Annotated in this window: 12 protein-coding genes; 9 read left to right on the top strand and 3 right to left on the bottom strand. The window is 61.4% G+C overall.

Features of this window, described 5'->3' with window-relative positions:
• Positions 1-143: 143 nt before the first annotated feature.
• Both KOR34_RS18510 and KOR34_RS18505 read right to left on the bottom strand, forming a co-directional pair.
• A complete protein-coding gene (locus KOR34_RS18510) occupies positions 144-2,834 on the bottom strand; it encodes a FecR family protein (RefSeq protein WP_146566928.1) in 2,691 nt (896 codons plus the stop codon).
• Positions 2,835-2,873: 39 nt separating this feature from the next.
• Positions 2,874-3,416, bottom strand: a complete 543-nt coding sequence (locus tag KOR34_RS18505; protein ID WP_146566926.1) for a sigma-70 family RNA polymerase sigma factor — start codon at positions 3,414-3,416, stop codon at positions 2,874-2,876.
• Between the two features lie 582 nt (positions 3,417-3,998).
• Between KOR34_RS18505 and KOR34_RS18500 the strand changes: the two genes are divergently transcribed.
• From KOR34_RS18500 to KOR34_RS18490, 3 genes are all read left to right on the top strand, one after another.
• Positions 3,999-6,707, top strand: coding sequence for a PEP-CTERM sorting domain-containing protein (locus tag KOR34_RS18500; protein WP_197531569.1), 2,709 nt, complete (start codon positions 3,999-4,001; stop codon positions 6,705-6,707).
• Positions 6,708-6,827: 120 nt separating this feature from the next.
• Entirely contained in the window at positions 6,828-7,883 is a 1,056-nt protein-coding gene (locus KOR34_RS18495; RefSeq protein ID WP_197531595.1) for a DUF1559 domain-containing protein, read from the top strand.
• 113 nt (positions 7,884-7,996) lie between these two features.
• Complete coding sequence (locus tag KOR34_RS18490) at positions 7,997-11,566, top strand: PQQ-dependent sugar dehydrogenase (protein ID WP_146566922.1); 3,570 nt, start codon at positions 7,997-7,999, stop codon at positions 11,564-11,566.
• Between the two features lie 751 nt (positions 11,567-12,317).
• Here the strand turns inward: KOR34_RS18490 and KOR34_RS18485 are convergent.
• A complete protein-coding gene (locus tag KOR34_RS18485) occupies positions 12,318-16,991 on the bottom strand; it encodes a DEAD/DEAH box helicase (RefSeq protein WP_146566920.1) in 4,674 nt (1,557 codons plus the stop codon).
• 314 nt (positions 16,992-17,305) lie between these two features.
• Here KOR34_RS18485 and hsdR point away from each other — a divergent pair, with 314 nt between their 5' ends.
• From hsdR to KOR34_RS18455, 6 genes are all read left to right on the top strand, one after another.
• Positions 17,306-19,726, top strand: a complete 2,421-nt coding sequence (hsdR, locus tag KOR34_RS18480; protein WP_197531568.1) for an EcoAI/FtnUII family type I restriction enzme subunit R — start codon at positions 17,306-17,308, stop codon at positions 19,724-19,726.
• A 493-nt stretch (positions 19,727-20,219) separates the two neighbouring features.
• Complete coding sequence (locus KOR34_RS18475; RefSeq protein ID WP_146566918.1) at positions 20,220-20,807, top strand: hypothetical protein; 588 nt, start codon at positions 20,220-20,222, stop codon at positions 20,805-20,807.
• 3 nt (positions 20,808-20,810) lie between these two features.
• Positions 20,811-21,857: a hypothetical protein gene (locus tag KOR34_RS18470; protein WP_146566916.1), complete on the top strand. Its 1,047-nt coding sequence runs from the start codon at positions 20,811-20,813 to the stop codon at positions 21,855-21,857.
• Between the two features lie 8 nt (positions 21,858-21,865).
• Positions 21,866-23,356: a type I restriction-modification system subunit M gene (locus KOR34_RS18465; RefSeq protein ID WP_146566914.1), complete on the top strand. Its 1,491-nt coding sequence runs from the start codon at positions 21,866-21,868 to the stop codon at positions 23,354-23,356.
• Complete coding sequence (locus KOR34_RS18460) at positions 23,353-25,107, top strand: restriction endonuclease subunit S (RefSeq protein ID WP_146566912.1); 1,755 nt, start codon at positions 23,353-23,355, stop codon at positions 25,105-25,107. The genes KOR34_RS18465 and KOR34_RS18460 overlap by 4 nt, the downstream gene beginning before the upstream one ends.
• A complete protein-coding gene (locus KOR34_RS18455) occupies positions 25,104-25,934 on the top strand; it encodes a DUF3800 domain-containing protein (protein ID WP_146566910.1) in 831 nt (276 codons plus the stop codon). The genes KOR34_RS18460 and KOR34_RS18455 overlap by 4 nt, the downstream gene beginning before the upstream one ends.
• Positions 25,935-26,172: the final 238 nt, after the last annotated feature.

Raw genomic sequence — 26,172 nt, 5'->3', positions numbered from 1 at the left:
GCTCGGCCGAGGCGCCCACGAGGGCCCTAAGGGGCCGGGTGGCTCCGGCCGTGATGCACTCGCCCTGTTTGCGGCGGCGCGAGAGAGTTCCAGTTGCTGGGCTACTCAGGGCGAGAGGCCGTCGTGGGTCAGAGGCGATGTGCCTAATGGGCAGTCGTCGGGATCGCCGCAGTGGCGAGAGCTTCCTCCGCGGCTTCCAGCGACTGAAGTGACGCAGCAACAATCACCTCGTCGAAGGAGCAGCCCGCCGAGCGGTTTTCGCTGGCGACCTCGAATCGCAGTCGATCGAATTGGAACGTGTCGAAGTCAAACGAGGCGTGGGGTGGCGTTGAGGCCAGTTGCGCTGCTTCGACGTCGCACCAAGCCTTTGCGGTGGCTTGCCCCGACGCTCGTATTTCAACGCAGGCGACCAGGGTGTGCGGCAGGGAATCCCTCGGCAGCGGTTGGACGCCGGGGGTAGAGGGATCGATGTCCAGCTCGATGCGTGACTCGCTCGAGTTCTTGCGGATGTTGGAGTGGATTCCAAACGAGGTGAGGCTCGCCGGTTCGCCCATGAACAGCGGCTCCTGTTTGTTGCGTTCGTCGCCGAACATCAAGGACATGCCTGCCCACAAGAGCTGCTCGTCGGCAGGCACGTCGCACCTTGACCTCCACGATATCCAGACCTCTCCATTCCGCTGCCCGACCTTCCCGTCCGGACCAAGCAGGCCCGCCTGGGCAAGCCGAGAACCATCGGCCACGTCGAGGTCAAGATAAACCGCCCGGCGATCCCTGATGGAGAGCGAGTCGAAGAGACCGAACGCGGCGCCGTTCTTCGCCAGCTTCGGGCCGAAGGCGAACGAGCCCTGGGGTCGGATGCCTGGTTGGGCCAACCCGATCGTGTAGGACTCTCCGTTCGTCGCGTTGTGGAAGCCCTGGTAGGCGAGCAGGCCATCGATGCGGAGTAGCTCGTAGAACGCCACCATCTCTGCCGCATCATCGGAACCGTCGACAGCTTGCTGCCGCAGTTGCAACTCATCCGGGCGCACGAAGCCGCGGTCGTGCGGCAGGGGAACTACCTTTCCTCCTGCAACGGCGTCAGTCGAAACGGCCGTCTGGAATCCGGCGGACACGCTTACGGCCGGCGGTCGCAGGCCGGCGTCGCTTTCCTTCGCCGCTTTCAGTTCGACGGCGCCTTCGTAAACGGCGACCAGGGTCGATGCGTCCGCGTCGACGCTAACGCCGAACTCCGTGCCGAGGTCGTAGACCGACGTCGTTGGCGTCCGCACGACGAGGGCCGTTTCGTGCCCTGCGTTACGGCCAACAATCCGACCGGTCTCCAGATAGATCTGGTTCTCGCCTTCGATCACGGCCGCAACCGGCGCCTCGAGGACCCACACGCCGCCGGAGGTTGTGCCCAACTGTACGAACCCATGGTCGAGTGTAATCCTATCGTGCTTGCGGATAGGCTCACCCTTGATGAGCGGAGCGCGCTCGTCAGCCGAAAGCCCCAACGCCACCGATACTACCCCCACCACGGGTGGCGGGGCCACCTCAGGGGCGGGAGGGGGCACGGGTTCGTCCGGTGTAGCGGACGGCGTGTGGGTTGGAACTGGGGGCGGCGACGGCGTTTCGGTACGGGCAACCTCGGCCCGGCCGTTCCAGAAGTAGAGTGTTAACGCGAGGAGCAGGGTGGCCGCCGTGGCAGCGCCCCAGCCGATCGCGGCGACCGATGGAACTCCCTTGCGTGTCTGCGACCGTCCGTGCGATGCGACTCTGGAGCGGGCTTCGAACTCATCGACGGCCGTTTCAACGACTCTTCGGAATGCGGCGTCCTTGCGTTCGCTAAGCTCATCAAACAGCACGCCAAGCGAGAGCTGCCGGTACAGCGACTCGTGGAGCATGCAGAACGTTCGGAAGCACTGCCGATTCTGAGGGCCGGCCTGCAGCCAGCGAGCTAGGCGTCGGGCGGGCGGGTGCGACGTCTGCGGGCGGTCGAACAGACCATTGGCCAACGAGAGGTACGCTTCGGCGTCGTCGGGCATCGCTTGATCTAGCTGCTGGACGCACAGGTTCCAGACAAACATCCTTGAGCGGGCGAGCCTGTCGTAGGTCGCCTGCGGTGCAAGTCCAAGCGACTCGGCGATCTTCTCGCAGGGCGCTTCGAGCAGGTATCGGAGCGAGAGCATCTGGAGCACATCAGCCGGGACGTGATGCGGCACGAACGACTCGATCGACTCGTAGACCGGGGCGGGGTCGCACGGCTCGTCCGCCTGCATCAGCACGTCGACAAGCTGCAAGCAAGTCCGGGCTTCGGACCCAGACCTGCTTCGGAGCTGTTGTGCGAGCGTCTGCCGGGTGACCTTGGCGGCGGTGACATCCAGCCCGGTCTCAGGACGCTGACGGCCCTGGTTGACCCTCTTGCAGATCTCGCCGACCACACCCTCAGCGGCGTCGTAGTCCTCGATGCAAAGGAAGACACTCGCGCGGATGCGTGGGTAGACCTGCATCCAGGCGTGCACCGATTGCTCTTGCCCTTGCAGTTGGCCGAACACCGCTTGGAAGCCCGGGTCGCCCCAGATCGCGAGCTGGTCCTCGGTGAGGCTCGCCAGGGGGTGGGCGACGCCGTCATCGGCGATCGAAAGCAGCGTGTTCACCTCCGGCTGCGCGGAGTACCGCCAGAACAGTTCCGCGTCGATCTGCATGGCGTTGAGGAAGACGTCGCGCGCCGAACGGCTCTCGCGCAGCATGCCGCTCAGGCGGGACATCTCGTCTGCGGAGATGTCGCCATCCAGCCACGCCTGGATCAAGCGTTGCAGCGTGCCGAACGATTTAGGGTCGTCTGCCGGGGGCATGTGGCCGTGCGTGATTGTGCCTAGTGGTTGGGGTGGAAGCTACTGAGGAACCGCCGCGGAGATGCAGCGTTGGAGCGCCCTCCGGGCCCGCGCAAGCTTGCGGTGGATGCTGCGCATCGAGGTTCCCGCCTTCTCCGCAACGTTGGAGATCGACATGCCTTCTCTGTAGTAGTGCTCCACAACGGTCCGCTCGTCGGCCGCGAGCTTCTGGATGCACTTGTCGAGCGCCTCGCGTCGCAAATCGAACAGATCGACCCGGTCGAGCATCTGCGAAGCGAGTAGCTGAAGCAGCTCGTCGTCGAACCAGAGCCGGTCGGTCGCCGACTTTCGACGGTGGCGGAGCACCTGGATATTGGCGAATCCACAGGCCCATTTGAAGAAGTCACGGCTCTGATCGAACTGCTCCCACTTCTCCCACAGCACCAAGCTGGTGTCCTGCATGATGTCGTCGGCATCGCCAGTGGTTGGCGTCAATGAACGTATGAACGCGTAGATCTTGCGCTGGTGCTTCGACAGCAGTTGTACGAACAACGCTCTGGACGCGTTCAGGTCGTCGGCACAGCTTGAAGTTAGTTCGCTCACGCGTCACGCCTGCGGCGGGGGATGAGAACCGGGCCTGCATCGGCCGTGGTCGATATCCGGAGAGGCAGCCGCACGCTACGCGGCGGCAAGGGATCTAACTCATGTTACTGGCTGCCGGCCATGCGTCTACAGCCGTTTTCCCGCGTTCGCCGGTAGCAAGCAACGGGCGTGCAACCAGGTTGGGGCGGCGGTAGCAGCCGGGTTTCAGGCACGCGTCGAACTTTCCAAGTAACTTTTGTTTTTTTCTTGTCACAGTTGCGTCGGGAATCGCGGATACCTCGTGGCGGACCTACAGCCGTGGACACGCAGCGCGATGTCTCGTCGGGCCGGGAGAGCTCCCGTCCGTCGCGGTGAGCGCTGGTGTGCTTCGCATGCTTTTCCGTCTGTTGCGGTCGCAATGTTCCTTTTCGGCAGCAGTCGCCCCGGTGGCGTCGTCTGACGAGTAACTCGGCTCTGCCAGGGGTGCGTCACCGTCACGCAGTGTGCTCGTGGCATGGCGGCATGGACCGGGGCTCTGTAGGTCCGGCCGGCCCCCATACACCGTCTTTGTATCGAACAAGAGTTGCATCACGGAGATTCTCGATGCCTAGTCAAGGTTGCCCAGTTCCTCGGTTCTCCCTTCTGATCGCCGTGCTGGCGGTCGCTGCGACGATGGCGGCGCTGCCCGGAGCGGCGAGCGCGGTTGTTCTGGCTTCGGAGGATTTTGAGGCGGAGGGAGGCGGCGTAGGTTTTCTCGCGGGAGACACCTGGGGCAACCTCGCCAACGGCATGAGCGACACCTCGGTAGCGACGCCGGCGTTTCGGGCGTTCAACTCACCGCTGAACGCGCCGGGTCTGGCGTCCGGTTCGGTCTACTTCGCGTTCGACTTCTACACCAGCAGCGCCGCGGCCTGGGGAGGGGTGGCGTTGTTCGAGGGGGTCGACGGCGGTGACGAGACCGTTTTCATCGGCAAGGCGAACGGTTTCCCCAACTACTCGATCGACCTCAAGGGTCAGGGCGTCCTCGACTCGGGGGTTCCGGTAGACGACCAGGTTCACCGGATCATCGCCGAGCTCGAGTTCGGGACCAACGACATCTACCGCATGTGGGTCGACAACCGCAACCAGGCGGTGCCGAACGAAGAAGTCACGCTCGAGGGCTTCATCGTTGATGACCCGTGGCAGTCACTCCGTGTGGCTTCCGGCGCCCCAGACAACATCATCCGGGTCGACAACCTGGTGATCGCCGACTCACCGGCGGACGTTGGGCTTCAGACCTCGTTCGACGCCACCGTCACCATCGACCGATCGACCGGGGAGGTCACGCTGTCGAGTGCCGGGGGAGTGTCGGGCGTCGTGGGATACAGTCTGCGGTCGAACGCCGGGAGTTTTAGCCAGTCTGGTTGGCTGACCATCGACGGCCGAGACGCCGATGGGGACGCGTCGGTCGACGCCAATGACGACTGGACGGTTCTCACCGATCCCGGCAGCACGCAGGACTTGAGCGAGTTCACCTTCGACGTGACCGGCGACGGCCTCGCGCTGGGGGCGACCCCAATCTCGCTTGGGACGGCCTGGACGTCGACTCCGCTTGAGGACGTCTTCGCGACGATCACCGTGGATGATAACGGCCAAGAGGTCCCGCTGGCGGTTGAGGTCGTCTACACCGGCGCCGCCGCTGTGAGTGGCGACCTGGATGGCGACAACGACATCGACCTCGACGACTGGTCGCTCTTCAAGGCGGGGCAGGGCGCCGTCAACAATACACTGACCGCCGTTCAGGCCTACCAGCTCGGGGACCTCGACGGGAACTTCCAACGCAACCTGGCCGACTACGATCTGTTCGCCGAGGCCTTCGACCTGGCGAACGGCGCCGGCGCGTTCCAGGCCGCCATCAGCGGCGTTCCCGAACCGGCTTCGATCGTGATGTTGCTGGCCGGGGCCGCCGTGGTGGTGGCGCGCGGCCGCAGGGCAGTGGCTATGATCCCCGTGTTAATGCTGGCCGGGTTCCTGTTCGGTGCCGCGCCACGGGCCGAAGCCACCATCTTCGTCCAGGACGACTTCAGCGCCGCAGACTCTGGGACCGGGTGGGCCGCGGGCGACGTGTGGGAGGGCTGGGACAGCAGCGGCGTCGTGGCCACGCACCCAGAGGGCGGCGCCGCCGTGGCGAGCGGGCGGCAGTTTGCCTCGCCGATCGACGCCACCAACCAGCTTACCTACATCCGGTTTGACTACCGTCAGCAAGAGGGCACGGGCGCCGCGTGGGGCGGGTTCGCGTTCTTCGAGGGACCCGATATCAATGGGGACGAGTCGTTCTTCGGCGGCGCCAACTCGGGGGCGGACGACGTCAACTCGTACAGCTTCGATCTCAAGAACGGCATGGACCTGGACTCGGGGGTCGCGTTCGACGCCCAGTTCCACACCATTATCGGCGCGATCGACACCACGGGCGACGACACCATCTACAGCATCTGGGTCGATAGTTTCGACGTCGGCGCCCCCACCGCTACTACGACAATCACCGGCCAGGGGCCAATCGACGCCCCTTGGCAGTCGCTCCGCTTCCAGTCCGGCGGCAACCACGAGTTCGGCGACAACCTGCTAATCACCGACGGGGCCGAAGAGGCTCTCGTCTTCACCGCGCCGACCCCAGAGACCCTGGGGCTGCAGGTCAACAAGTCGACCGGCGCGGTGAGCATCACCAACGGAACGGGCGCCAACATCAACATCAACGCCTACTCGATCTCGAGCGCCAGCGGCGCGCTGGGCGTCGGCGGATCAGGGGGAGACTTCAATGCGGATGGCAGCGTGGACGCGGCGGACTACACCGTCTGGCGTGACAACCTGGGCGAAGACGCCGGCGTGCTGAACGGGAACGGCTCCGGCGCCGCAACAGTTACGCAGGCCGACTACGACCTTTGGAGGGCCAACTACGGCGGAGAGTCCGGTGGCTCGGGTGAGTGGAACAGCATTGCAGGACGCGACACGCCTGTGGCCGGCTTTCCTCAGGGGAGCGGCGATGGCCTGGGATGGGAGGAGGGTGGCAACCCCAACTCGTTCCAGATCGAGGAGTACTACCTGCTGGGCGAGTCGGCGGTCACCGACTCGTCGATCGCGTTAGGCAACATCTACGGCGGAGGCGCCGACGGCCCCCAGGATCTCGCCTTCGAGTACCGGTCTGGCGAAGAGGTCGTGCTCGGCAAGGTCACCTATGTCTCGGGGGCGCCCTCGGCGGCCGCGTCGGCGCCGGAACCAGCGGCCCTCCTGCTACTAGTTCTTGGCGCTTCGGGCGTGTTGGCCAAGCGGCGTTGATACCCACGGCCCAGCCCCTGTGGCTACGCACGGGGCAGATGCGTAGCCACTTGGGGCTTCGGCCCTCAGCTCGGAACAGGTTGTCGAATGCTCAACAGACGGATTGAGGTTGGAGTGGTTATGCAGCCCCTTAGGACTCGGCGGGCCGGCAACCGAATCGGCTTCACCCTGGTCGAGTTGCTCGTGGTCATCGCGATCATCGGGATCCTGGTTGCGCTCCTGCTGCCGGCGGTCCAGTCCGCTCGCGAGGCCGCAAGGCGAGTCGAGTGCAAGAACAAACTGAAACAGTTGGGCTTGGCTGCCATCAACCACCACGATGTCCACCGCCACTTCCCAACCGGCGGTTGGGGATGGCGCTGGTCTGGCGACCCCGATCGGGGCTACGGCAGCGACCAGTGCGGTGGCTGGTACTTTAATGTACTTGGCTACACAGAGAACGCCGCCGTCCGGGACCTCGGTCAGGATGGCGACCCCGCCCGGGTAACGCCGGAGCAGAAGCAGCAGAGCAAGCTGCGCATCGAAACCTCAGTAAACCTGTTTATCTGCCCATCGAGGGTCGGCGGCGGCTACTACCCCTACACGCACACCGAGGTCTACTTCAACGCCGACCGTCCCGAGATCCTCGGACGCAACGACTACGCGGCCAACTCGGGGAGCCTGTTCCCGGGCGGGATTTGGGAGGGGCCGCCGGGCGTGTCGACCCGCAACCCGGTCATGCCCGATCCCTGGGACTACGACAACTACACCCTCTACTCCACCACCAAAGGGGGGCAGGCGAGGGCCGGAAACGGTGTCGTGCTGGCCCTCAGCGAGCGGCGCATGGCGTCGATTACCGACGGGACTTCGCAGACGATCTTGTTTGGCGAGAAGCACATCCCAGTAGGCGAGTACGACACGGCCGACGCCCCGGGCAACGACCAGGGGTGGGACCTTGGTTTTGACGTCGACGTCAACCGTTGGACCAAACACCCTCCGATGCCGGACTCGCAGAATTTCCCGCCCGCGATCCGTGGCGATGACGTCTGGTCGGTGTTTGGCAGCGCGCACCCAGCCGGGTGCCAGATGGTCTACTGCGACGGTTCGGTCCACACCGTCCACTACGATGTCGATCCGGCCGCCTTCCAGGCGTTGGGCACGATCGCCGGCGAGGAAGTTGTCCCCGGCGACGGCGTCTGATCAGCCCACCGCGCGACCGCATCACAACAGGCTCCTAGTGGGCCGGCGGCCGGCTGGCCGCTGCGCGATCACGGGAGCGGTCTCTCCACGCCTACGCAGCGATAATTGCACCAATGAATCGTCCTCAGCGCGCCGGCAGTCTGCGAGCCCGGCAACCCCGCCGGCTTACGTACGAGCAACTAGAGGTTAGGCAACTGCTCACGGCGGACGTCTTCCTGGTCAACTTCCAGCCGGAGGCTTCCTTCGCTCCTACCCGTCACCTGATAGATTCGGGCGAGACCTTCAGCGCGCAAGACGGGAACCTGCGGTACGGCTGGAACCTAGACCACACGGACGCCGCTGCCGAACGCAACGCCAGCCCAGACCAGCGGCTGGACACGCTGATCGAGTTCAGGCCGGGCGGCGTGTGGGAGCTGCAGCTCCCCAACGGCGAGTACGAGGTGACCGTAAGCGTCGGCGATCCGAACGCTGACGCGGTGCACTACCTCCTCGCCGAGGGGCAGAGCCTCTTGGCGGGGGAGGCTACCGCCGCCGGTCAGTTCGTTCAGGCGGGCGGAACCATCTCGGTCACCGATGGGCGGCTAACGCTGCAATCGCCATCAGCCGCAGACAACAGCACGTGCGTCAACTACGTGTATGTGGTGGGCGCGGCCGATGCCTCGAACCAGGCGCCATCCGCTCCCGTCATCCAGGAGCCGTCGTTTCCGGGGCAGGTTGTTAATCCTAGCGACGTGCACATGGAAGCGGTGGGCTACGCCGACCCCGACGGCAATCTGCACGCCAATTCAGATTGGGAGATCTGGACGACCGACAGCGCCGGAGCGCCGCTGGAGCTGGCTTGGACCACCATCGGGATCGGCGGCGTCGAGCGGCTGCACACCCACCTTGGAGATGGCGTATTCGTCAACTCCCACAGTGGCCGCGGTGATCTCATGTTCGGCGCCGGCTACCTGATGAGGGTCCGCTTCCGCGACGACGGCGGCGCCGTCAGCCCGTGGGGCGAGCGGGTGTTCCTGACAGGCTCCGCCACCGAGGCGTTCCCGTTGGAGCTAGAGGGGGTCGCCGCCGACCCGCCGCCCCACTGGCTCGACGGGCTGGGTCGCGAGGTCGACTTGTCGCCAGCGCTGCAGTCGCCGTACCTGCTGCTTGAGTCGGCCGGCGGCGAGACACTGATCGCGATCAACGCCTCGGGAGCGCCCGGCAACTCGGTGACAACGCAGCCGATGCTCGATGGTCACGTCGATGTCAGACTGACGCTCTTTGGTGGCTCCGGCGGTCTCACGCTGGGGGAGACAGACCTCCACTTTGTCGGCGCCGATGGCGTCGAGCACGAGGTCTACCTCCCGGCGGTCGACTTGCCGGCGGGTGAGACGCTCTACCTGTGGGTGGCGTCGAACGGCTCCACGTTCTTCGGGTCCCAAGGTCAGCAGAATCCCGACTTCTCTAGCCTGGCGCGTGCATCGATCCTCGGTTTTGTCGCCTTGGAGCCGGGGTACCGGGTGGAGGTGGCGGCCGAAGGCCTGCGGTTGCCGGTGAACATCGCGTTTGTTCCAAACCCCGGTCCCGACCCAGACGACCCGCAGTTCTACGTCACCGAACTCTACGGCAGCGTCAAAGTGGTGCTGAACAACGGCGAGGTCCGTGAGTACGCCAGCGACCTCCTCAACTACAACCCGACCGGCAACTTCCCCGGGTCGGGCGAGCAGGGCGTCGCCGGCATTGTCGTCGACCCCGCATCGGGCGATGTCTTCATAACGCGCGCTACCGACGCGGACGGAATCGAAGGAGGCCCGCACCACGGACAGGTGGTCCGCCTGCACAGCACGGACGAGGGCCGGTCTTCCTCGGGCGAGACCGTCATCCTCGACATGGTCGGCGAGACGCAGGGCCAGTCCCACCAGATCTCCGACATCTCGATCGGCCCCGACGGAAACCTCTACGTCCACAACGGCGACGGGTTCGACGCGACCACCGCGCTAGACCTCGACTCGTTCCGCGGCAAGATCCTCAGCCTGGACCTTGACGGGGCGCCGGCCGCCACAAACCCCTTCTACGACCCAGCGGATGGGCTGACCGCCCGCGACTTCGTATTCGCGTATGGCTTCCGCAACCCGTTCGGCGGCGCCTGGCGCGCCGAGGACGGCATGCTCTACGAGGTGGAGAACGGCCCCGGCAACAACGACCGGCTCGCCCGCGTCGAGAGCGGCGAAGGCTACGGCTGGAACGGTTCCGGCGCCTCGATGACACAGAACGCCATCTACAACTGGACGCGCCCCCACGCGCCGGTCGATATCGCGTTCGTCCAGCCGGAGACCTTCAACGGCAGCGCGTTCCCCGCCGTTGTGCAGGACACGGCCTTCGTCACCGAGTCGGGCCCCACCTGGGCGGCCGGGCCTCAGGAGAACGGCAAGCGGATCGTTAGGTTCGAGATCGACGCCAACGGCGATCTAGCAGACGGGCCAATCCCCTTTGTGGAGTATCAGGGGCAGGGCAGGGCGAGCGTGGCCGGCATCGCCGCGGGGCCGGATGGTCTGTACTTCTCTGACCTGTACGCCGACCTGGACATGCAGAACCCGACGGCTGTCGGCGCCCGCATCCTGCGGGTCCGGTACGTCGGATTGGCGACCGGGTCCGCCGATTTCATTTCTGATGTCCGGGCGGGGGATGGCGACCTCACGGTGCAGTTCACCGACACCTCGACGGTGGTCGGGGCCACGCAATGGGAGTGGGACTTCGGCGATGGTTCGACCAGCAGCGACCAGAACCCTGCCCATACCTACGCGACTCAGGGCGTGTTCGATGTCCGACTGACCGTGACCAGCGAGCAAGGAGAACGCTCGAAGACACAGACGGACTACATCGTCGCAGGCTACGCGCTCGCGGACACCAACCAGGATGGCGTGGTGGACCACACGACGGACGTCGCCAACTTTGTGTCTGGATGGCTGACCACCACGACCGGCCTGACCACGCAACAGGCGTTGGAGGCCGGCGACAACAACCTCGACGGGATCGTCGACTCGTCCGACGCCTTCCGGCTACGGAGGGCGCTCTTCGAAGCCGCCGGCAGCGGCGGTCTAGGCGGGGAAGCGATGAGTCCGCTGCAGGGCGACTACAACCTCGACCAGGTCGTCGACCAGGACGACTACAGCGTGTGGAGAGAGGAATACGGCCGGGCGGCGGGCAGCCAGACCGCCCTCCGCGCCGACGGCAACGGCGACGGGCGCGTCGACGCCGCCGATTACAGTGTTTGGCGGGACAACCTGGGGGCGACGCTCACCTCGGAGCAGATCTCTTCATCCTTCACGGAGGTCGAGTCTTCCGAACCTCGGCCCGGCATGGCGGTTCAGCAGCCCGAGAGCCGAAGCCACCGCCCTAGGTGGGCTCTTGCGGCGAGCCTCTCAGGCAGTTCATTCATGGCCGCCCGCCAGGAACCCGTAGAAGTTGTCGTGGCGCCGGAGTCGACCCAATGGAATCGCTCGAGGGCCGCTCATGAGGAGGGAGCGCCCGATCGAGCGAGAGCAAGCCTAGACCGCACTTGGAACGACACTATCGTGGATGTCGGGCCGCTGTCGGCCGGCCAAAGGTCAGTGCAATACACCGCCATGATGCACCGCACGGTTGCGGAGTCGCTGTCGAGCGATGTTCAGGCGTCGATCACTTCTGTTCGCCGCGGTGAATGAACAAGGCCGCAGCCTTCTTAACCCGGCGGAAGCATTGCGTTGTCCGAGTACGGCGCTAGACCGTTCCACGTGGGGAGCAGCGCGTCACGAGGCCCACGAGCAGCAATCCTGTAGATTGCGTAGCCTGTGTCGACAAAGAGCTTAAGAGAGCGGAGGGCATGGGACTCGAACCCACAACCCCTTGCGGGGCGCCTGATTTCGAATCTGTTTCGCGGGAGCGGAGTGACGACGCCGCAACCTCAAGTGGCGATTCAACTTCCGGGGCAAAATCCGTCATGCTTGCTGAGTCGAGCTGCGCTCAGGCTGCGCTAGCCGTGTCTGCCATTGGCAGGAATCGGCCACCAGCGCAGCAGCCCGGTGACGAACTCGCCGCGGCGCTCGAGGCGCTGCATCGCGTCTGCGATCGCCTGTCGCCCCCCTCCCGCGAGCTCGCAGCAAGTGTGCTCGAGAAGGCGCGAGCGATGCTCGACGCGTTAGGCAACGGCTGAGCAATCGAGAGCCGAATGCAGGAGCCAAGGGCGAAACACCTACGTTTTCAGCGGGCGTAGGCCCGTTTGGCGCTACGTTACCAGTGCGCGAGGCCCCCCAGGGGCCTTGGGGTCCTTTGCTGGGGACCCCGGGGCGAGCGGCTCCGCCCGCGACCGACGCGGATTTCTTCGCGAATAGGGCCGGGGTTGGAGTAAGTAAGCGCCGCCGCCGTAAGGCCTGGTATTAGATGCGTTCGCGGCGAAAGCTCCGGACTTTGAAACTCCTATCGTCGGTGGGCAGCTTGGTCTCGTGGCGATGGCATAGGGCTAGCCGCTATGGACTTCTCGACGAACGCTTCATGCTTCTGGACTCTAAGAATCGCTACATTTCCTACGACTTGTCGACCTTCCCTTGTCTTCACCATGAACACTGCGATTCTTGGCGAGAGTTTGAATAGTTTCTGAATGTCGCAGCAGAATGCGGCTAGGGCACCATTAGGGGAGCTCACAAACCTGACGGACGTTAATCCCCTGAGTGCCCCTCCTACCTGTTGTTCCAGCCAGGGGGCCAAGTGAGCACCCCCCTCCCCGTAGTCGGGGTTCGCCAGCAGGCTTTCAATTGCAGACAGCCTGCTGTATTGCCCACGATAGGCATTGTAGAAGGTCAGGCCAGTCCATTGACATTCAAAGGCTTCTGTTGCCAGCACCGGTTCGCCGATCCATGAGCAGCGGGTGGACTCGTCCGGATGGCATATGACTCCATTCGGGTAAGTTGTGATGGCGTGTCTCTTTATCAGCCACCGTCCCGAAACGGCACTAGTCACCATGTCGCTGCGGATTGCTGACTTTGCAGAGAAACTGCATTCCTCCAGCAGTTCGGCGACCACCCGATGACTGCTTACTTCGCATCGTGCAAGCTCACTCGGTAGTGCTATCCGACCGGTCAAGTCGCATCGGGAAAGACGCGACGCCAACGCAGAACGCCCGGAAACTTCGCTTTTGGCGAGAAGCCTTGCATCGACGAGTTTACCCGTGACCTCACACTGCTCCCTTTCGATTGGCAGAATACTCTTCCCACTCATCTCGCACTTGACGAGCTCCTCAGGTAAGGCGAGCTTTCCCGATACTTCAGATGGAATCAACATTCGACGGTCGACATATCGATCACTGACGGCAGACTGAGACACCTCATCCAAGAGCAAAGTCTTTCCTGTCACTGCACACCTCACGACCTCATCCTTCGCCGCACATCCGAGCCGTCCACTAAGGTCAGATGCGGTAAGAAGGGAGCGAATCGATAGCGATCCACTTATAGCAGATTGCCCCATCTCGTCGCGTAGCGCAAGCTGGCCGGACTGCGAGCAGCGCTCCAATTCTGAGATATGAGCAACCTTGCCAGTAACGCTACACGAGGACGCCTGGTCCTTCCGGAACTTGAGCCCCGAAACCTCGCTTAGAGCGAGTTCGGTATGGAGCACACGTGTTTCGGTGATGGCACATAGGCAAGATTCATCCTCGAGGCACAAGGCATTCGACAAGTCCGATTTGAAGAGCAGGGGCCCCCAGGCTCGCTTCCCGGAGACCGACGACAACTGGGTTTCTGATGGGAGTAGACGGTGGCCTGAAACCTCGCAATAAACCATCTCCTCTTCCAACGCCATTCCATCGCTCTTGTCGCTCTGTACCAGTAGGCTGCGATCTACAACTCTGCCCGAAACTACCGAACAAGCAACCTCGTCCAGTAGGAGTTTTCTTCCCGTTACTGAACAGGTCGTCAACTCTGCCTGAAGTCCCTTGCGGTGAGGTGGCCTTCCGGATGCCACAAGAAGATCGCGGCGCACCCGCTTAGCACTGAAGTCGCTAAGCAATGTCTCTTCGGTCAAGAGAAGCTGGCCGGTCTCTTCGCACTTCGCAAACTCCGTTAGGTGCCCCGTCACACCAGAAATCGATGAGCTGACCTGCTGGTCGGAGCGGTATGATCTCCCCGAGATCTCGCTCGCAATCAGTTCATCAGGAAGTGCAAGGGTCCCTGTGATTTCGCACCTTAGAAGCTTGGAAGCGATTGCCAACTTTCCAGTCACCTCTGACGCAGCAAGCAGATGCTTGGCGACCTGTTTGCCAGACAGGGCACATTGGCCGAGTTCTTCGCGGAACACCGTTGTGCCTGACTCTTCGCAAATGGCCGCGAGCGATTTCAGGCCTCGTCGCCCGGAGGCGTCGGATCTAATGAGCAGATGTGGTAGAACTCGCTTCTGGGAGACCTCGCACAGCGAGAGGCATGCTTCAGGTACTAGGGCGCCGGTCTCTTCGCATCTCGCTGGAGCGGGGGAGGAGACCACCTGCCCAAGCGTCGGGCACACCCGTAGGACGGCGCTGTAGCCAGAGTGACCATCGATCGCGAGATCCAGAACCACGTTGCCAATTGGAATGGCTTCGCCTGCGAAGGCGACAATTGACGCCTCCACGGTGGGCTTCAGGTCGATCTCGATCTGCTTTGAAGAACCGCTTATTGCCCCAACGCGTTGTCTTTCCTGTCGAAGTCGTTGTTCGTAGAAATCGCAAAACGCGTTAATGTCGCTGTCTTGCTCAACTTGATGAACCACAAGTCCTTCTGTGCCGATGTGAACGGTGTCCAGAGAGATTCGGTCGGAGGCTTCTTCAATATCCGACAGGTTTGCGTCAGGAGCGGTCACGTCTACGGAGGGAATTGGCACTTCGAGAAGCTTTTCGTAGCCATCCACCCCAGTAGAGGCGGTGACACGAGCAATCGCGTGACCCTCTATGGCGATCCCAATCAAGTGGAAGTCAACGCTCTCTGCGTCTAGCGTGGGAAACCTCGTCAACCACGAAGAAGCGACCTTGCTCGCTAGCTTCGGCCAGGAATCTCGCTCGTACCGAATTTTCGCGGCGCCGTTCTGGGACCAATGCGATACAAGGTTCTCAAACGCTGGCTTTCCGCTCCGATAGAGCTTCGGAGGGGGGGCGACCATGAACTCAGAGCGTTCCAGTTCCTTCCAGTGTCGCTCATCGAATATAGCCCGTTCATTCGGTTGACCTGGCCTCTCGACGATCCACTGGCCGTTGCCAATGTCACATAGCTCGCCACCCTCAGTTGCGACCGCAGCACGGACGAACTCGAAAGCTGTTAGTCGCGGGGTTGGCTTGGGAAGTTGAGGAGGGAAAGGCCCAGATGTGTGGAGTTCATCGAGCCGCCCTAGATGCTCATCGATCTGCTTTTCATTCTCCAGCATCAGGTCTTTCGCCTTCTCGATGCTATCTTCTGCGAGGCGGGCTGCAAGCTCGGTGTCTTGGCCTTCGAGCGATTTGATTACCAAATCAAGGAGTTGTTCGCTGAAAGATCTATGTGCATCGTCCTGGAAGGCAGATTGAAGAATAGAGTCGATGTCGCCGACTGTTGCGAAGATGGTTTGCAGCTTCTCAATTAGTCGTCCGACAATATGTTCTTCCGGGCTATTCGCAATGCAGAGATTGAAGACCGTTACATGCTTGTGTGGGGAGGCGAGTCGCTGTACGCGTCCGATGCGTTGCTCCACGACCATGGGATTCCACGGCAGGTCGTAGTTGACCAAGACATTGCACGCCTGAAGGTTGACGCCTTGTCCCCCTGCGTCTGTGGACACCAGGACATTTATCGAAGGTAGGGTAGAGGAGAACGCCGCAATGTTCTGAGCGTTTTGGGCTGGCTGACTCCCGGCGATAAACCCGTAAGCCACCCCTATGGCGCTGAGTAGCCTTCCGATCGCCCCCTGCGTTTCCCTTCGACTTGTGAACACTAGAAGGCGCCAATCTTCGGGACGCTGTGAGCGAAGTTGCTCAACGATCTGCAAGAGTCCGGCTTGCTTGCTGTAGGTGGTCGTATGGCTGCCCACGACGGCCTTCACCTCCGCGAGCATCTTTGCTGCAACCGGGGTGAGTTTCGCCATGTTCTTAAGTTGAGCTTCGAAAGCCTGCGGGCTACTCATGAGGGCGACCGCGAGTGACGATTGCTGGAATCCTCCGAGCATCCGGATGTTCTCAGCTAGAATCCTCAGTAACTGGACTTCCAGAGAAGTCGCCTGCACGCGGAACATCTCTACGTGCCGCGTTGGGAAGGCGAGGTTGGCATCTGCACGTCGAGTGCGCGCAAGATACTTTCGTAGGTGCTCGCGGAATTCCGTTTCAGCTTCTGGGCGAAGTCGCCGAGCAACTGGGTTGTCTGCGATGTACTTTGCCTGAAATTCATCGGGCGTGCCAAGTGGGTTGGGGGATCCTTTCGCGACGGTAAGGCAGTCAACGAGCGAGTACAGATCCCAGATCCGGTTGTGGATCGGGGTGGCAGTTAGCATTAGCGAAAATGTAAACAATCTCGCGGCTAATACGCGACGAACTTCTGAAGCGATGATCGGTGGTTTTGGAACGCCATAGAGGTTCCTGATCGTGTGGGCTTCGTCGAGGATCAAGAAGTCGAAGGCGTCCGGTGGAAGCCGTTTTAACCGACTGCGGGCAGATTGGTAGGTCGTGATGACGACTGGAGAACTGCCCCGAAACTCTCTGTCAAGTTCATCGCCCTTGGCGACCGTCCCTTCCACGCCAACCTTTGCCGCCAGCTCTTCGCGCCACTGGTCTGTGAGGATGTTCGGGCAGAGTATCAAGGTCCTTGAGACTCGACGCCGCTTCATCAGTTCCGCGATAATGATCGCGGCAGTGATTGTCTTTCCGAGACCGACATCATCGGCGACGAGGGTCACTGGCAGGCACCGGCAGAAAGTGATCAGGTTCTGCACCTGATGGCGAAACGGTTGGAAGTCGTCGCTCCACTGCGCGCGAGACTGCACATCGTCCACGCTACTTATTACGATAGGGTCGGCGAGACTCCACTCCACTGCGGCGCAGTGAACCTCGTACTCCTCTTCTGACTTTGCAATTGGCAGAAGCGTCTTCTTGTACCGTACTTCCATCGCCGCTCTTTGGTGGTGTCAGCTGTGGTGCATGCTCAGTTCGAGGCGAGGTGATTCTTAGAGAGTTCTGGGATCGCGTTCTGTCGGAGTCTTCATCAGAGGCAAGGTTGGGGAAGAGGTCATAGAAGCTCGCGGTTGACCCAGGACGCACTGGATTTGCGACCGCGCTTGCTCTTGCCAGCCTGACGAAGGGAGGCCACCTCCCCATGGCAATCGGTTGGCGTTGATTTGCTTGATTATTGGCTCCGAGCTCTACATACTGTAAGCCGTAAATTGACTGATTGCACCTCCTTTACTGACCGTGTCCGCCAACGATGCCAATCGACAAAAGGTCGTTGTCGGAACGCGATATCTGCACTCAGTTCATCACGCCGGCGCTTCAGAGGGCTGGTTGGGAGTTGGCCACCCAGGTCCGCGAGGAGGTCTCGTTCACGGCCGGCCAGATCTTAGTCAAAGGCCGGGTAGTTAGGCGGGGTAAGGCAAAGCGTGCCGATTACGTGCTCTACTACCGACCGAACCTGCCGATCGCGGTGATTGAGGCGAAGGACAACAACCACGCCGTCGGCGCAGGGATGCAGCAGGCGCTAGCCTACGCAGATGATAGCGACGCACTCGCATTGCCGTTCGCATTCAGCAGCAATGGGGATGCGTTTCTCTTTCACGACAAGACACGCAGCGGTGACGCCACCGAGAGCGAGATACCCCTTGGTCGATTTCCGTCGCCCGACGAGCTCTGGCGGCGCTACTGCGAATGGAAGCAGCTCACCGAGACCGCCGAGCGAGCGGTAACCCAGGAGTTCTACTCTGACGGCAGCGGCAAGTCCCCTCGCTACTACCAAGCCAACGCCATTAACCGCACGGTCGAAGCAGTGGCCAAGGGCGACGACCGCGCTCTTCTGGTTATGGCCACCGGTACTGGTAAGACCTACACGGCCTTCCAGATTATCTGGCGGCTTTGGAAGGCGGGTTTGAAGAAACGGATTCTGTTCCTGGCAGATCGGAACATTCTGGTCGACCAGACTAAGGTCAATGACTTCAAGCCGTTCGGCGCGGCGATGACCAAGATCGAGAAACGCGTCGCCGACAAGTCGTTTGAGATCTTCCTCGCCCTCTACCAGGCAATTACCGGGACTGAAGAGGACAAGAAGACATTCAAGAAGTTCTCGCCGGATTTCTTCGACCTCATCGTCATCGACGAGTGTCACCGGGGGAGCGCGGCGGAGGATTCCCAGTGGCGCGAGATTCTCGAGTACTTTAGCTCGGCCTCCCAGATCGGCCTAACGGCAACGCCAAAAGAGACCACTTACGTTTCCAACATCAACTACTTCGGCGACCCCGTCTACACCTACTCGCTCAAGCAGGGTATTCAGGATGGTTTCCTCGCGCCCTACCGTGTCGTACGGATTGACTTCGACAAAGACCTTACCGGCTGGCGTCCGGAGGAAGGCAAGAAGGATCGCTACGGCATTGTCGTCGAGGACCGTATCTACAACCAGAAGGACTTCGACCGGTCGCTGGTGCTCGATCAGCGGACTATCGGCGTGGCCAAGAAGGTCACTGAATTCCTCAAGGGCACCGATCGGTATGACAAGACGATCGTGTTCTGCGAGGACATCGACCATGCCGAACGCATGCGTCAGGCGATCGTAAATGAGAACGCGGACCTGGTGGCCGAGAACCGCAAGTATGTCATGCGGATTACAGGCGATAACCCGGAAGGCAAGGCTGAGCTTGATAACTTTATTGATCCAGAGAGTCGCTACCCCGTCATCGTGACCACGTCCAAGCTGCTGACTACAGGCGTCGACGCCCAAACATGCAAGCTCGTTGTGCTGGACCGCCGCATTCAGTCGATGACCGAGTTCAAGCAGATTATCGGGAGGGGCACTCGCATCAAGGAAGACTACGGCAAGTACTTCTTCACAATCATGGACTTTAAGAAGGCGACCGAGCTGTTCGCCGACCCCGACTTCGACGGCCCGCCGATTTGCATCTACGAGCCAAAGCTCGATGACACGCCAGTCCCGCCAGATGATATCAACCAAAGCGAGCCGGACGACCTGGGTGGTCTCGGTGAGCTCGATGCGGACGAAGATCAGGACGCTAGGGTCATTTACGACCCACCACCCGTCGGCGGAATCGATATCGACACAACAGCGCCAAAGCCAAGAAAGTTCTACGTAGGAGATGTCCAAGTCTCGGTAGCAGCCGAACGTGTGCAGTACTTCGATCCGACTACGGGTAAGCTGATCACCGAGTCTCTCAAGGACTACACACGAACAAGGGTCAGCAGCCAGTACGCATCGCTTGAAGCGTTCATCCAGACCTGGACATCCGCTGAGCGAAAGCAAGCCATCATCGATGAGCTCGAAGAACAGGGCGTGCTGTTTGAGGCGCTAGCCGATGAGGTTGGCGCCGACCTCGACGCCTTCGATCTCATCTGCAAGGTAGCCTACGACCAGCCGCCTTTGACGAGGCGAGAGAGGGCCGACAAAGTCCGCAAACGTGACTACTTCACTAAGTACGGTGACGAGGCCCGCGCGGTGTTGGAGGCCCTGCTCCAGAAGTATTCGGACGGAGGTATACAAAGCCTCGAAGATCTGGATGTGCTCAAGGTTGAGCCGCTTCGGAGCTTCGGTACGCCTATCGAGATCGTCCGGAGGTTTGGCGGCAAGCAGGGGTATCTGAAGGCGCTCCTGGAGCTCGAGAACGCTCTGTACGCCGGAGCCGCGTGATTATCTTCTCTTTCAGAGGCTGTTTATGGCGAAGTACCGCATTAAGCGAGGTCCCCTGGGGCGGTCTGTACAGTACGAGTGTGAACGTTGTGGTGTTCCATTGACATCGAAGCTCGCCGACGCAGGATCGCAAGATTCTTGTCCGGAGTGCGGGCATGTGTTCATTGTGCCGGGCGAGGAGGAACGCAAGAAGAAGCCTCTGCCAATGCCGAAAGGCGAGAGCTCATCGAGTCCCAGGCCGCCACAGCCCGATGAACCGCCGTCGGCGAGTCCCGCGCCCGAGGGGGCTGGATTTGAGGATGCAGTCGAAGAGTTGCTAGGGGCAGCTCATTCAGCTGTGGAACATGCAGCGGAGCCTCCTCCGCCACCTCCTCCGCCCCAGCCCGCGGGATCTCCGCCGCCATCGTCAAAGCCGGCCAATGGCAGAGGCCGGCCTGCAGGTCGGCGACCGTTTAGTGAGCGGGTCCTCGATCGCGCCTTTAGAATAGCGAAGTTGTTCTCGGTCGCTACGATACTGATCCTTGCCGCCCTGATCGTCTGCTCGCTTTCCGCGTCGGGCCTCATTCTGTTGAAGCTACGCGCTGTTGAGGCTCCGGCCGTTGAGGCGCCTTCTGTTGCAGAGGTGAAGACCTTTCTGGAGAAAAGTGAAACATCGTACGATGGCAACGAAGCCGGACCAGATGCCTCATTCTCCGACGAGGGGCTAAGCCCGCTCGAGTCGCTCGTCAGAACGCACGGGCTTAGTCGGCTGGTGGCGCCGCTTATTGATCGGATCTCCGAGGATCTCACTGGCGATGAGTTCAACGCGATGCTCGCAGGCTTGGACGACTTGCTGCCAAGGATTCCTGCCGGTTCCCGCGACAAGGCGGCTGTCTACTTCTGCCAGCAGTTCTGCGACCGTTGCGAAGCCTACGATAACGATCTGGCCTCAGATTCGCTAAGCAACGCGGGCACCTACGCCCTCTCAATCACATTCTTAACCGCTACCCTCTACTTCTTCTTCGCTCTCATGGCGTTTATTGCTTTTCCACTACTCATCAAGATCGAACGCAACACCAAGCTGCTGGCGGAGGCCGCGTAACCAATGGCGATCTACCAAATCCGCGGCGACTCGTTCGACGCGGTGCCACAAACGACCTTTCAAGCCGCCGGCATCCGCGAGCGGGACGACCTGCAGCGATTCCTCCGCGACCGGGTCGACGTTATCGCCCCGGGCTCGCTCGTGATCGCCGAGGAGTTTGGCTATTGGGAAGAAAGCCGCCGCCGGATCGACCTTCTGGCGGTAGACCGGCAGGGGAACCTGGTCGTGATCGAACTCAAACGCACCGAGGACGGCGGGCACATGGACCTGCAGGCCGTGCGCTACGCGGCGATGGTCTCCACGCTGACCTTCGCCCGAGCGGTGGAGATCTTCGCCGCCTACCTGACGGCCCGGCAAGACGGCCGCGATGCGGAGCGGACCCTGCTCGACTTCCTCGAATGGGACGAAGCCCGGGAGGACGATTTCGCAAACGAGGTCCGCATCGTGCTGGCTTCCGCCGAGTTCTCCAAGGAGCTAACCTCTACGGTGCTCTGGCTCGCCGAACACGGCCTCGACATCAGTTGCGTCCGCATCCGTCCCTACGCGGACGCTGACCGGGTGCTGCTCGATGTTCAGCAGGTGATACCTTTGCCGGAGGCCGAAGACTACCAGATCCGTGTCAGGGAGAAGAAACAGGAAGAACGCAGCGTTCGTCGGTCCAACCGGGACTACACCCGCTTCAATGTCACCGTCGGTGATCAGGTGCACGAGAACCTGCCGAAGCGGCGAGCGATCCACACGGTTGTCCACGAGCTTTGCCGCTCCGGCGTTTCGCCCGAGCAGATTGGCGAGGTGATCGACTGGCGCACTAACCTGTTCGTTGCAGTCGACTCGGAGGTCGACTCCGCCGCATTCATCGCCGCGGCTAGCGCGGAATACTCCGGAAAGTTCGACCCGACCCGCTGGTTCATCGAAGACAACGAGCTGATCCATCATGTGGGCAGAACCTATGCCCTCTCTAATCAGTGGGGCAACCGCACCAGGACCGCGATGCTCAAGCTCCTCGAGACCTTCAAACCCCAGCACATCACCTTCGAGAAAGCCACCTAGCAGACACGATGTCTCTATCGACCACGATCAAGTCCATTCAGGACATCATGCGCAAGGACCGGGGCATCAACGGCGATGCCCAGCGAATCGAGCAGCTCGTCTGGATGCTGTTCCTCAAGGTGCTGGACGACCGCGAGCAGGAGCAGGAACTGCTCGACGACGACTTCAAGTCGCCGCTGCCGCAGTACCTCCGCTGGCAGAACTGGGCCGCCGACCCCGAGGGCATCACCGGCGACGAACTGCTCGAGTTCGTCAACGGCAAGCTGTTCCCCAAGCTCAAGGAGCTGCGGGTCAACGGCAATCCCCAGGCGTACGTGATCCGCGGCGTGTTCAACGACGCCATCAACTACATGAAGTCGGGGCAGCTGCTCCGCCAGGTGATTAACAAGCTGGTCGAGGGGCTCGACTTCAACCGCTCCGAGGACCGCCACCTGTTCGGCGACATCTACGAGCAGATCCTCCGCGATCTCCAGTCGGCCGGCAACGCGGGCGAGTTCTACACGCCCCGGGCGGTCACGCAGTTCATGGTCGACCAGGTCGCGCCGCAGCTTGGCGAGAAGGTGCTCGACCCCGCCTGCGGCACCGGCGGCTTCCTGACCTGCGCCATCGAGCACGTGCGGGCCAACCACGTCAAGACGCCCGACGACCGCGATGTGCTGCAGGAGTCGATCCACGGCATCGAGAAGAAGCAGCTGCCGCACCTCTTGTGCGTGACCAACATGCTGCTGCACGGCATCGACACGCCGTCGAACATCCTGCACCAGAACACGCTCTCCCGCCCGCTCACCGATTACGGCCCCAAGGACCGGGTCGACGTGATCGTCACCAACCCGCCGTTCGGCGGCATGGAGGAGGACGGCATCGAGGCCAACTTCCCCCAGGCGTTCCGCACCCGCGAGACGGCCGACCTGTTCCTGGTGCTAATCATGCGGCTGCTGAAGCCCGGTGGCCGCGCGGCGATTGTCCTGCCCGACGGCACGCTGTTCGGCGAGGGGGTCAAGACCCGCATCAAGGAGAAGCTGCTCGACGAGTGCAACCTGCACACCATCGTGCGGCTGCCCAACGGGGTGTTCAGCCCGTACACCGGCATCAAGACCAACCTGCTGTTCTTTACCAAGGGCCAGAAGGACCAGACCGGCTGCACCAAGGAGGTCTGGTACTACGAGCACCCCTACCCGCCCGGCGCCAAGAGCTACAACAAGACCAAGCCGATCCGGATCGAGGAGTTCGCGGCCGAGAAGAAGTGGTGGGGCAAGCCCGACACCCGCGGCGGTTTCAAGGGCCGCAAGGAAAGCGAGTTCGCGTGGAAGGTCTCGGCTGACCAGATCCGTGAGAACGGCTTCAATCTAGACGTTAAGAATCCGCACAGCTCTGACGACGGACCGGGCGATCCAGACAAGCTGCTCGCCGAGCTGGAGAAGGTGCGCGGCGCGAGTCGTCACACGCTGCAAGGGCTACGCGATGAACTCGCCGCAGCATTGAGCAAGGTGAGTAAATGACTGCCGCCGGAATGCTTCCAAGGTTTCTCGACAACCTCGACGCATTCGTTGCCGCTCCGGGCGCGGTGGCGAAGCTGAGAGAAATGATTCTCGACTTGGCCGTGCGTGGGAAGCTGGTTGAGCAGCACCAAGGTGATGCTCCCGCAGCGGAACTCTTGGAGCAGGTCAGCTTAGAACGGATGCGTCTAGTTGAGAATGGCAAGCTGCGAAAGCGTAGAGTGCCCCCGCCGCCAGGCAATGAAGAAGTCCCGCACGAGCTACCGATCGGTTGGGAGTGGACTCGTTTCAGCATTCTTGGTGAGGTGGGACCACGGAACAGCATTGACGACTCGTCGGAGGTATCGTTCTTGCCGATGGCAACTATTTCCGATGGGTATGCGGGAACGATCTCGCCTGAAGTCCGGAGTTGGGGAGATGTTAAAAAGGGTTTCACGCACGTTGCTGACGGTGATATAGCAATGGCGAAAATCACACCGTGCTTCCAAAATCGCAAGTCCGCTGTGATTCTAGGGCTCAAGAATGGCGTTGGCGCAGGCACGACCGAGTTGCACGTCCTTCGCCCGATTGGCGATGCCGTTCTCCCAGAGTACGCACTATTGCACCTCAAGTCGTTGTCGTACCTAGAAGTCGGAGTATCGAAGATGACCGGCTCGGCCGGCCAGAAGCGGGTCCCCACGGCGTACTTTTCGGAAACGCCATTCCCACTTCCCCCCCTCGCCGAGCAGCTCCGCATAGTCGCCAAAGTCGACAGCCTGATGTCGATGTGCGACGAGCTCGAGGCTCAGCAGCAGCGGGAGGTCGACCTGCGGCAGCGGGCGAGCCAGGCCTCGCTGCACGCCCTCACCGCGGCGACGGACCGCAGCGAGATCCAGTCCGCCTGGCGCCGCCTGAACGACCACTTCGAAACCCTCTACGACACGCCCGAAACCATCGACGACCTGCGGCAGACGATCCTGCAGCTGGCGGTGCAGGGGAAGCTGGTGGAGCAGGACCCGAAAGATGAGCCTTCGTCTAAGCTGCTAGACCGCACCTACGTACTTCCGAAAGACTACAAACGCGGCCGAAAGCTGGTGAAGAAGACGCCGGTGAACGTGCCGAGTGGTCTGTTCGCTGAACTTCCTGAGTCGTGGGAGTATGCCGTCATCCAAGATTTGTACGACCGCAACATCATTGTAGATTTCGCGGACGGAAATCACGGTTCGCTCTATCCTCGCAAGAATGAGTTTGCCAATAGCGGTGTGATATTCGTCTCAGCCAAAGACCTCGTTGATGGACGCGTGCAATGGAGCACATGCAGCAAGCTCAATAGAGATAAAGCAAACCAACTGGTTAAAGGGTGGTCGCAGGGTGGGGATGTCTTGCTCACGCATAACGCGACAGTTGGCCGTGTCGCGCGTGTCGAAGGAGAAGTTGCACCGTTCCTGCTTGGAACGTCGGTTACATTCTATCGACTTAACGATGCAGCAATAGACCGCAACTACTTCTACATCGTTTTGAGGAGCCAAGTTTGGCAAGAGCAGATGGCTGCAATCATGTCGCAGACTACGCGGAATCAGGTAAGCATTCAGAAGCAGGCTTTTTTTCAGATCCCGGTACCCCCGTTGAATGAGCAGCAGCGGATTGTTGACAAGGTTGATCAGATGCTGGCTAGTTGCGACGCACTACGGGCGCAGCATGAGAAGAGGGTCGCTATCACCGAGAAGATGCTAGCCGCCATGGTGCACCGGTTGCTTGAGGAAGATGCGGCATGACGGAGGCAGGCCAGCGGTCGCCCGTGGTGCGACACTACTTCGTTGATGAGGCCGGTGATCCCACGCTGTTTAACCGCAAGGGACGTGTCATCGTCGGTACGCCGGGGTGCTCTTCGTACTTCTTCGTCGGCAAGGTTGACGTGGTGGACCCAATAGCACTCAGCGGGGAGCTCGAGCAACTTAGGGAGAGCCTGCTGGCCGACGACTACTTCAAGGGCGTGCCATCGATGCAGGTAGAGAAACGCAAGACTGCACTGGCGTTTCACGCGAAGGACGATGTTCCGGAGGTGCGCCGCGAAGTGTTTCGGCTGCTCTTGGGCCATGACATCCGCTTCTATGCGGTGGTTCACGACAAGCAAGTTATCGCTCGGAAGGTGATCGCCAAAAACGAGAGCAATCCAGAGTACCGGTACCATCCGAATCAACTCTACGACCGATGCGTAAGCAAGCTCTTCAAGGAGCGACTACACAAGGATGATGGCTACAGAATCTGTTTTGCCGTTCGCGGCAGCTCGGACCGGACCGAGGCCTTCAGCGACGCCTTGCAAGCCGCCAAACAAGCCTTTCGGTCCAAATGGGGTATCGAAAGCGAGGCCTCAATAGAAATCATCGCGAGCGAGCCACGCCAGACGGCTTGCCTGCAGGTTGTTGATTACTTCCTGTGGGCGTTGCAACGATTCTATGAACGCGACGAGGATCGCTTTCTGAACCTGATCTGGGCACAGGCCGGCCTGGTGCATGATGTCGACGACACCCGCGAGCGAGGCTACGGGGTCTACTACACCCAGGCGAACCCGTTAACGCACGAGGCCCGCGCAAAAAAATAGCCGGCGGATATAGGGGCCTCCAAGGAAGCCCACACGGCATGGAGCCGAATTTTGTCCACCAGCTGTACGCAATTCTAGTACTCGGATGGGGTGGCTGCAACTCAGAAGCAAAACCAGCAATTTCCGAGGCACTTCTGGCCCATCGGGCCATCCGCCGGACTGCGTCAAATCCTCTCAACGCCACTAGGGGGCTCTCATCGCCAACTCTGATCCAGCACCGAACCTACTTCGCCACCTT

It is taken from the genome of Posidoniimonas corsicana (assembly GCF_007859765.1).
Classification (GTDB): Bacteria; Planctomycetota; Planctomycetia; order Pirellulales; family Lacipirellulaceae; genus Posidoniimonas; species Posidoniimonas corsicana.
The sequence above is the reverse complement of the archived record's forward strand: the minus strand, read 5'-3'. Positions and strand labels throughout refer to the sequence as shown.

Coding starts and splice junctions, on each gene's coding strand:
- KOR34_RS18465 (WP_146566914.1), top strand. CDS start 21,866: ATGTCTCTATCGACCACGATCAAGTCCATTCAGGACATCATGCGCAAG.
- KOR34_RS18510 (WP_146566928.1), bottom strand. CDS start 2,834: ATGCCCCCGGCAGACGACCCTAAATCGTTCGGCACGCTGCAACGCTTG.
- KOR34_RS18495 (WP_197531595.1), top strand. CDS start 6,828: ATGCAGCCCCTTAGGACTCGGCGGGCCGGCAACCGAATCGGCTTCACC.
- KOR34_RS18490 (WP_146566922.1), top strand. CDS start 7,997: ATGAATCGTCCTCAGCGCGCCGGCAGTCTGCGAGCCCGGCAACCCCGC.
- KOR34_RS18485 (WP_146566920.1), bottom strand. CDS start 16,991: ATGGAAGTACGGTACAAGAAGACGCTTCTGCCAATTGCAAAGTCAGAA.
- KOR34_RS18470 (WP_146566916.1), top strand. CDS start 20,811: ATGGCGATCTACCAAATCCGCGGCGACTCGTTCGACGCGGTGCCACAA.
- KOR34_RS18460 (WP_146566912.1), top strand. CDS start 23,353: ATGACTGCCGCCGGAATGCTTCCAAGGTTTCTCGACAACCTCGACGCA.
- hsdR (WP_197531568.1), top strand. CDS start 17,306: ATGCCAATCGACAAAAGGTCGTTGTCGGAACGCGATATCTGCACTCAG.
- KOR34_RS18455 (WP_146566910.1), top strand. CDS start 25,104: ATGACGGAGGCAGGCCAGCGGTCGCCCGTGGTGCGACACTACTTCGTT.
- KOR34_RS18500 (WP_197531569.1), top strand. CDS start 3,999: ATGCCTAGTCAAGGTTGCCCAGTTCCTCGGTTCTCCCTTCTGATCGCC.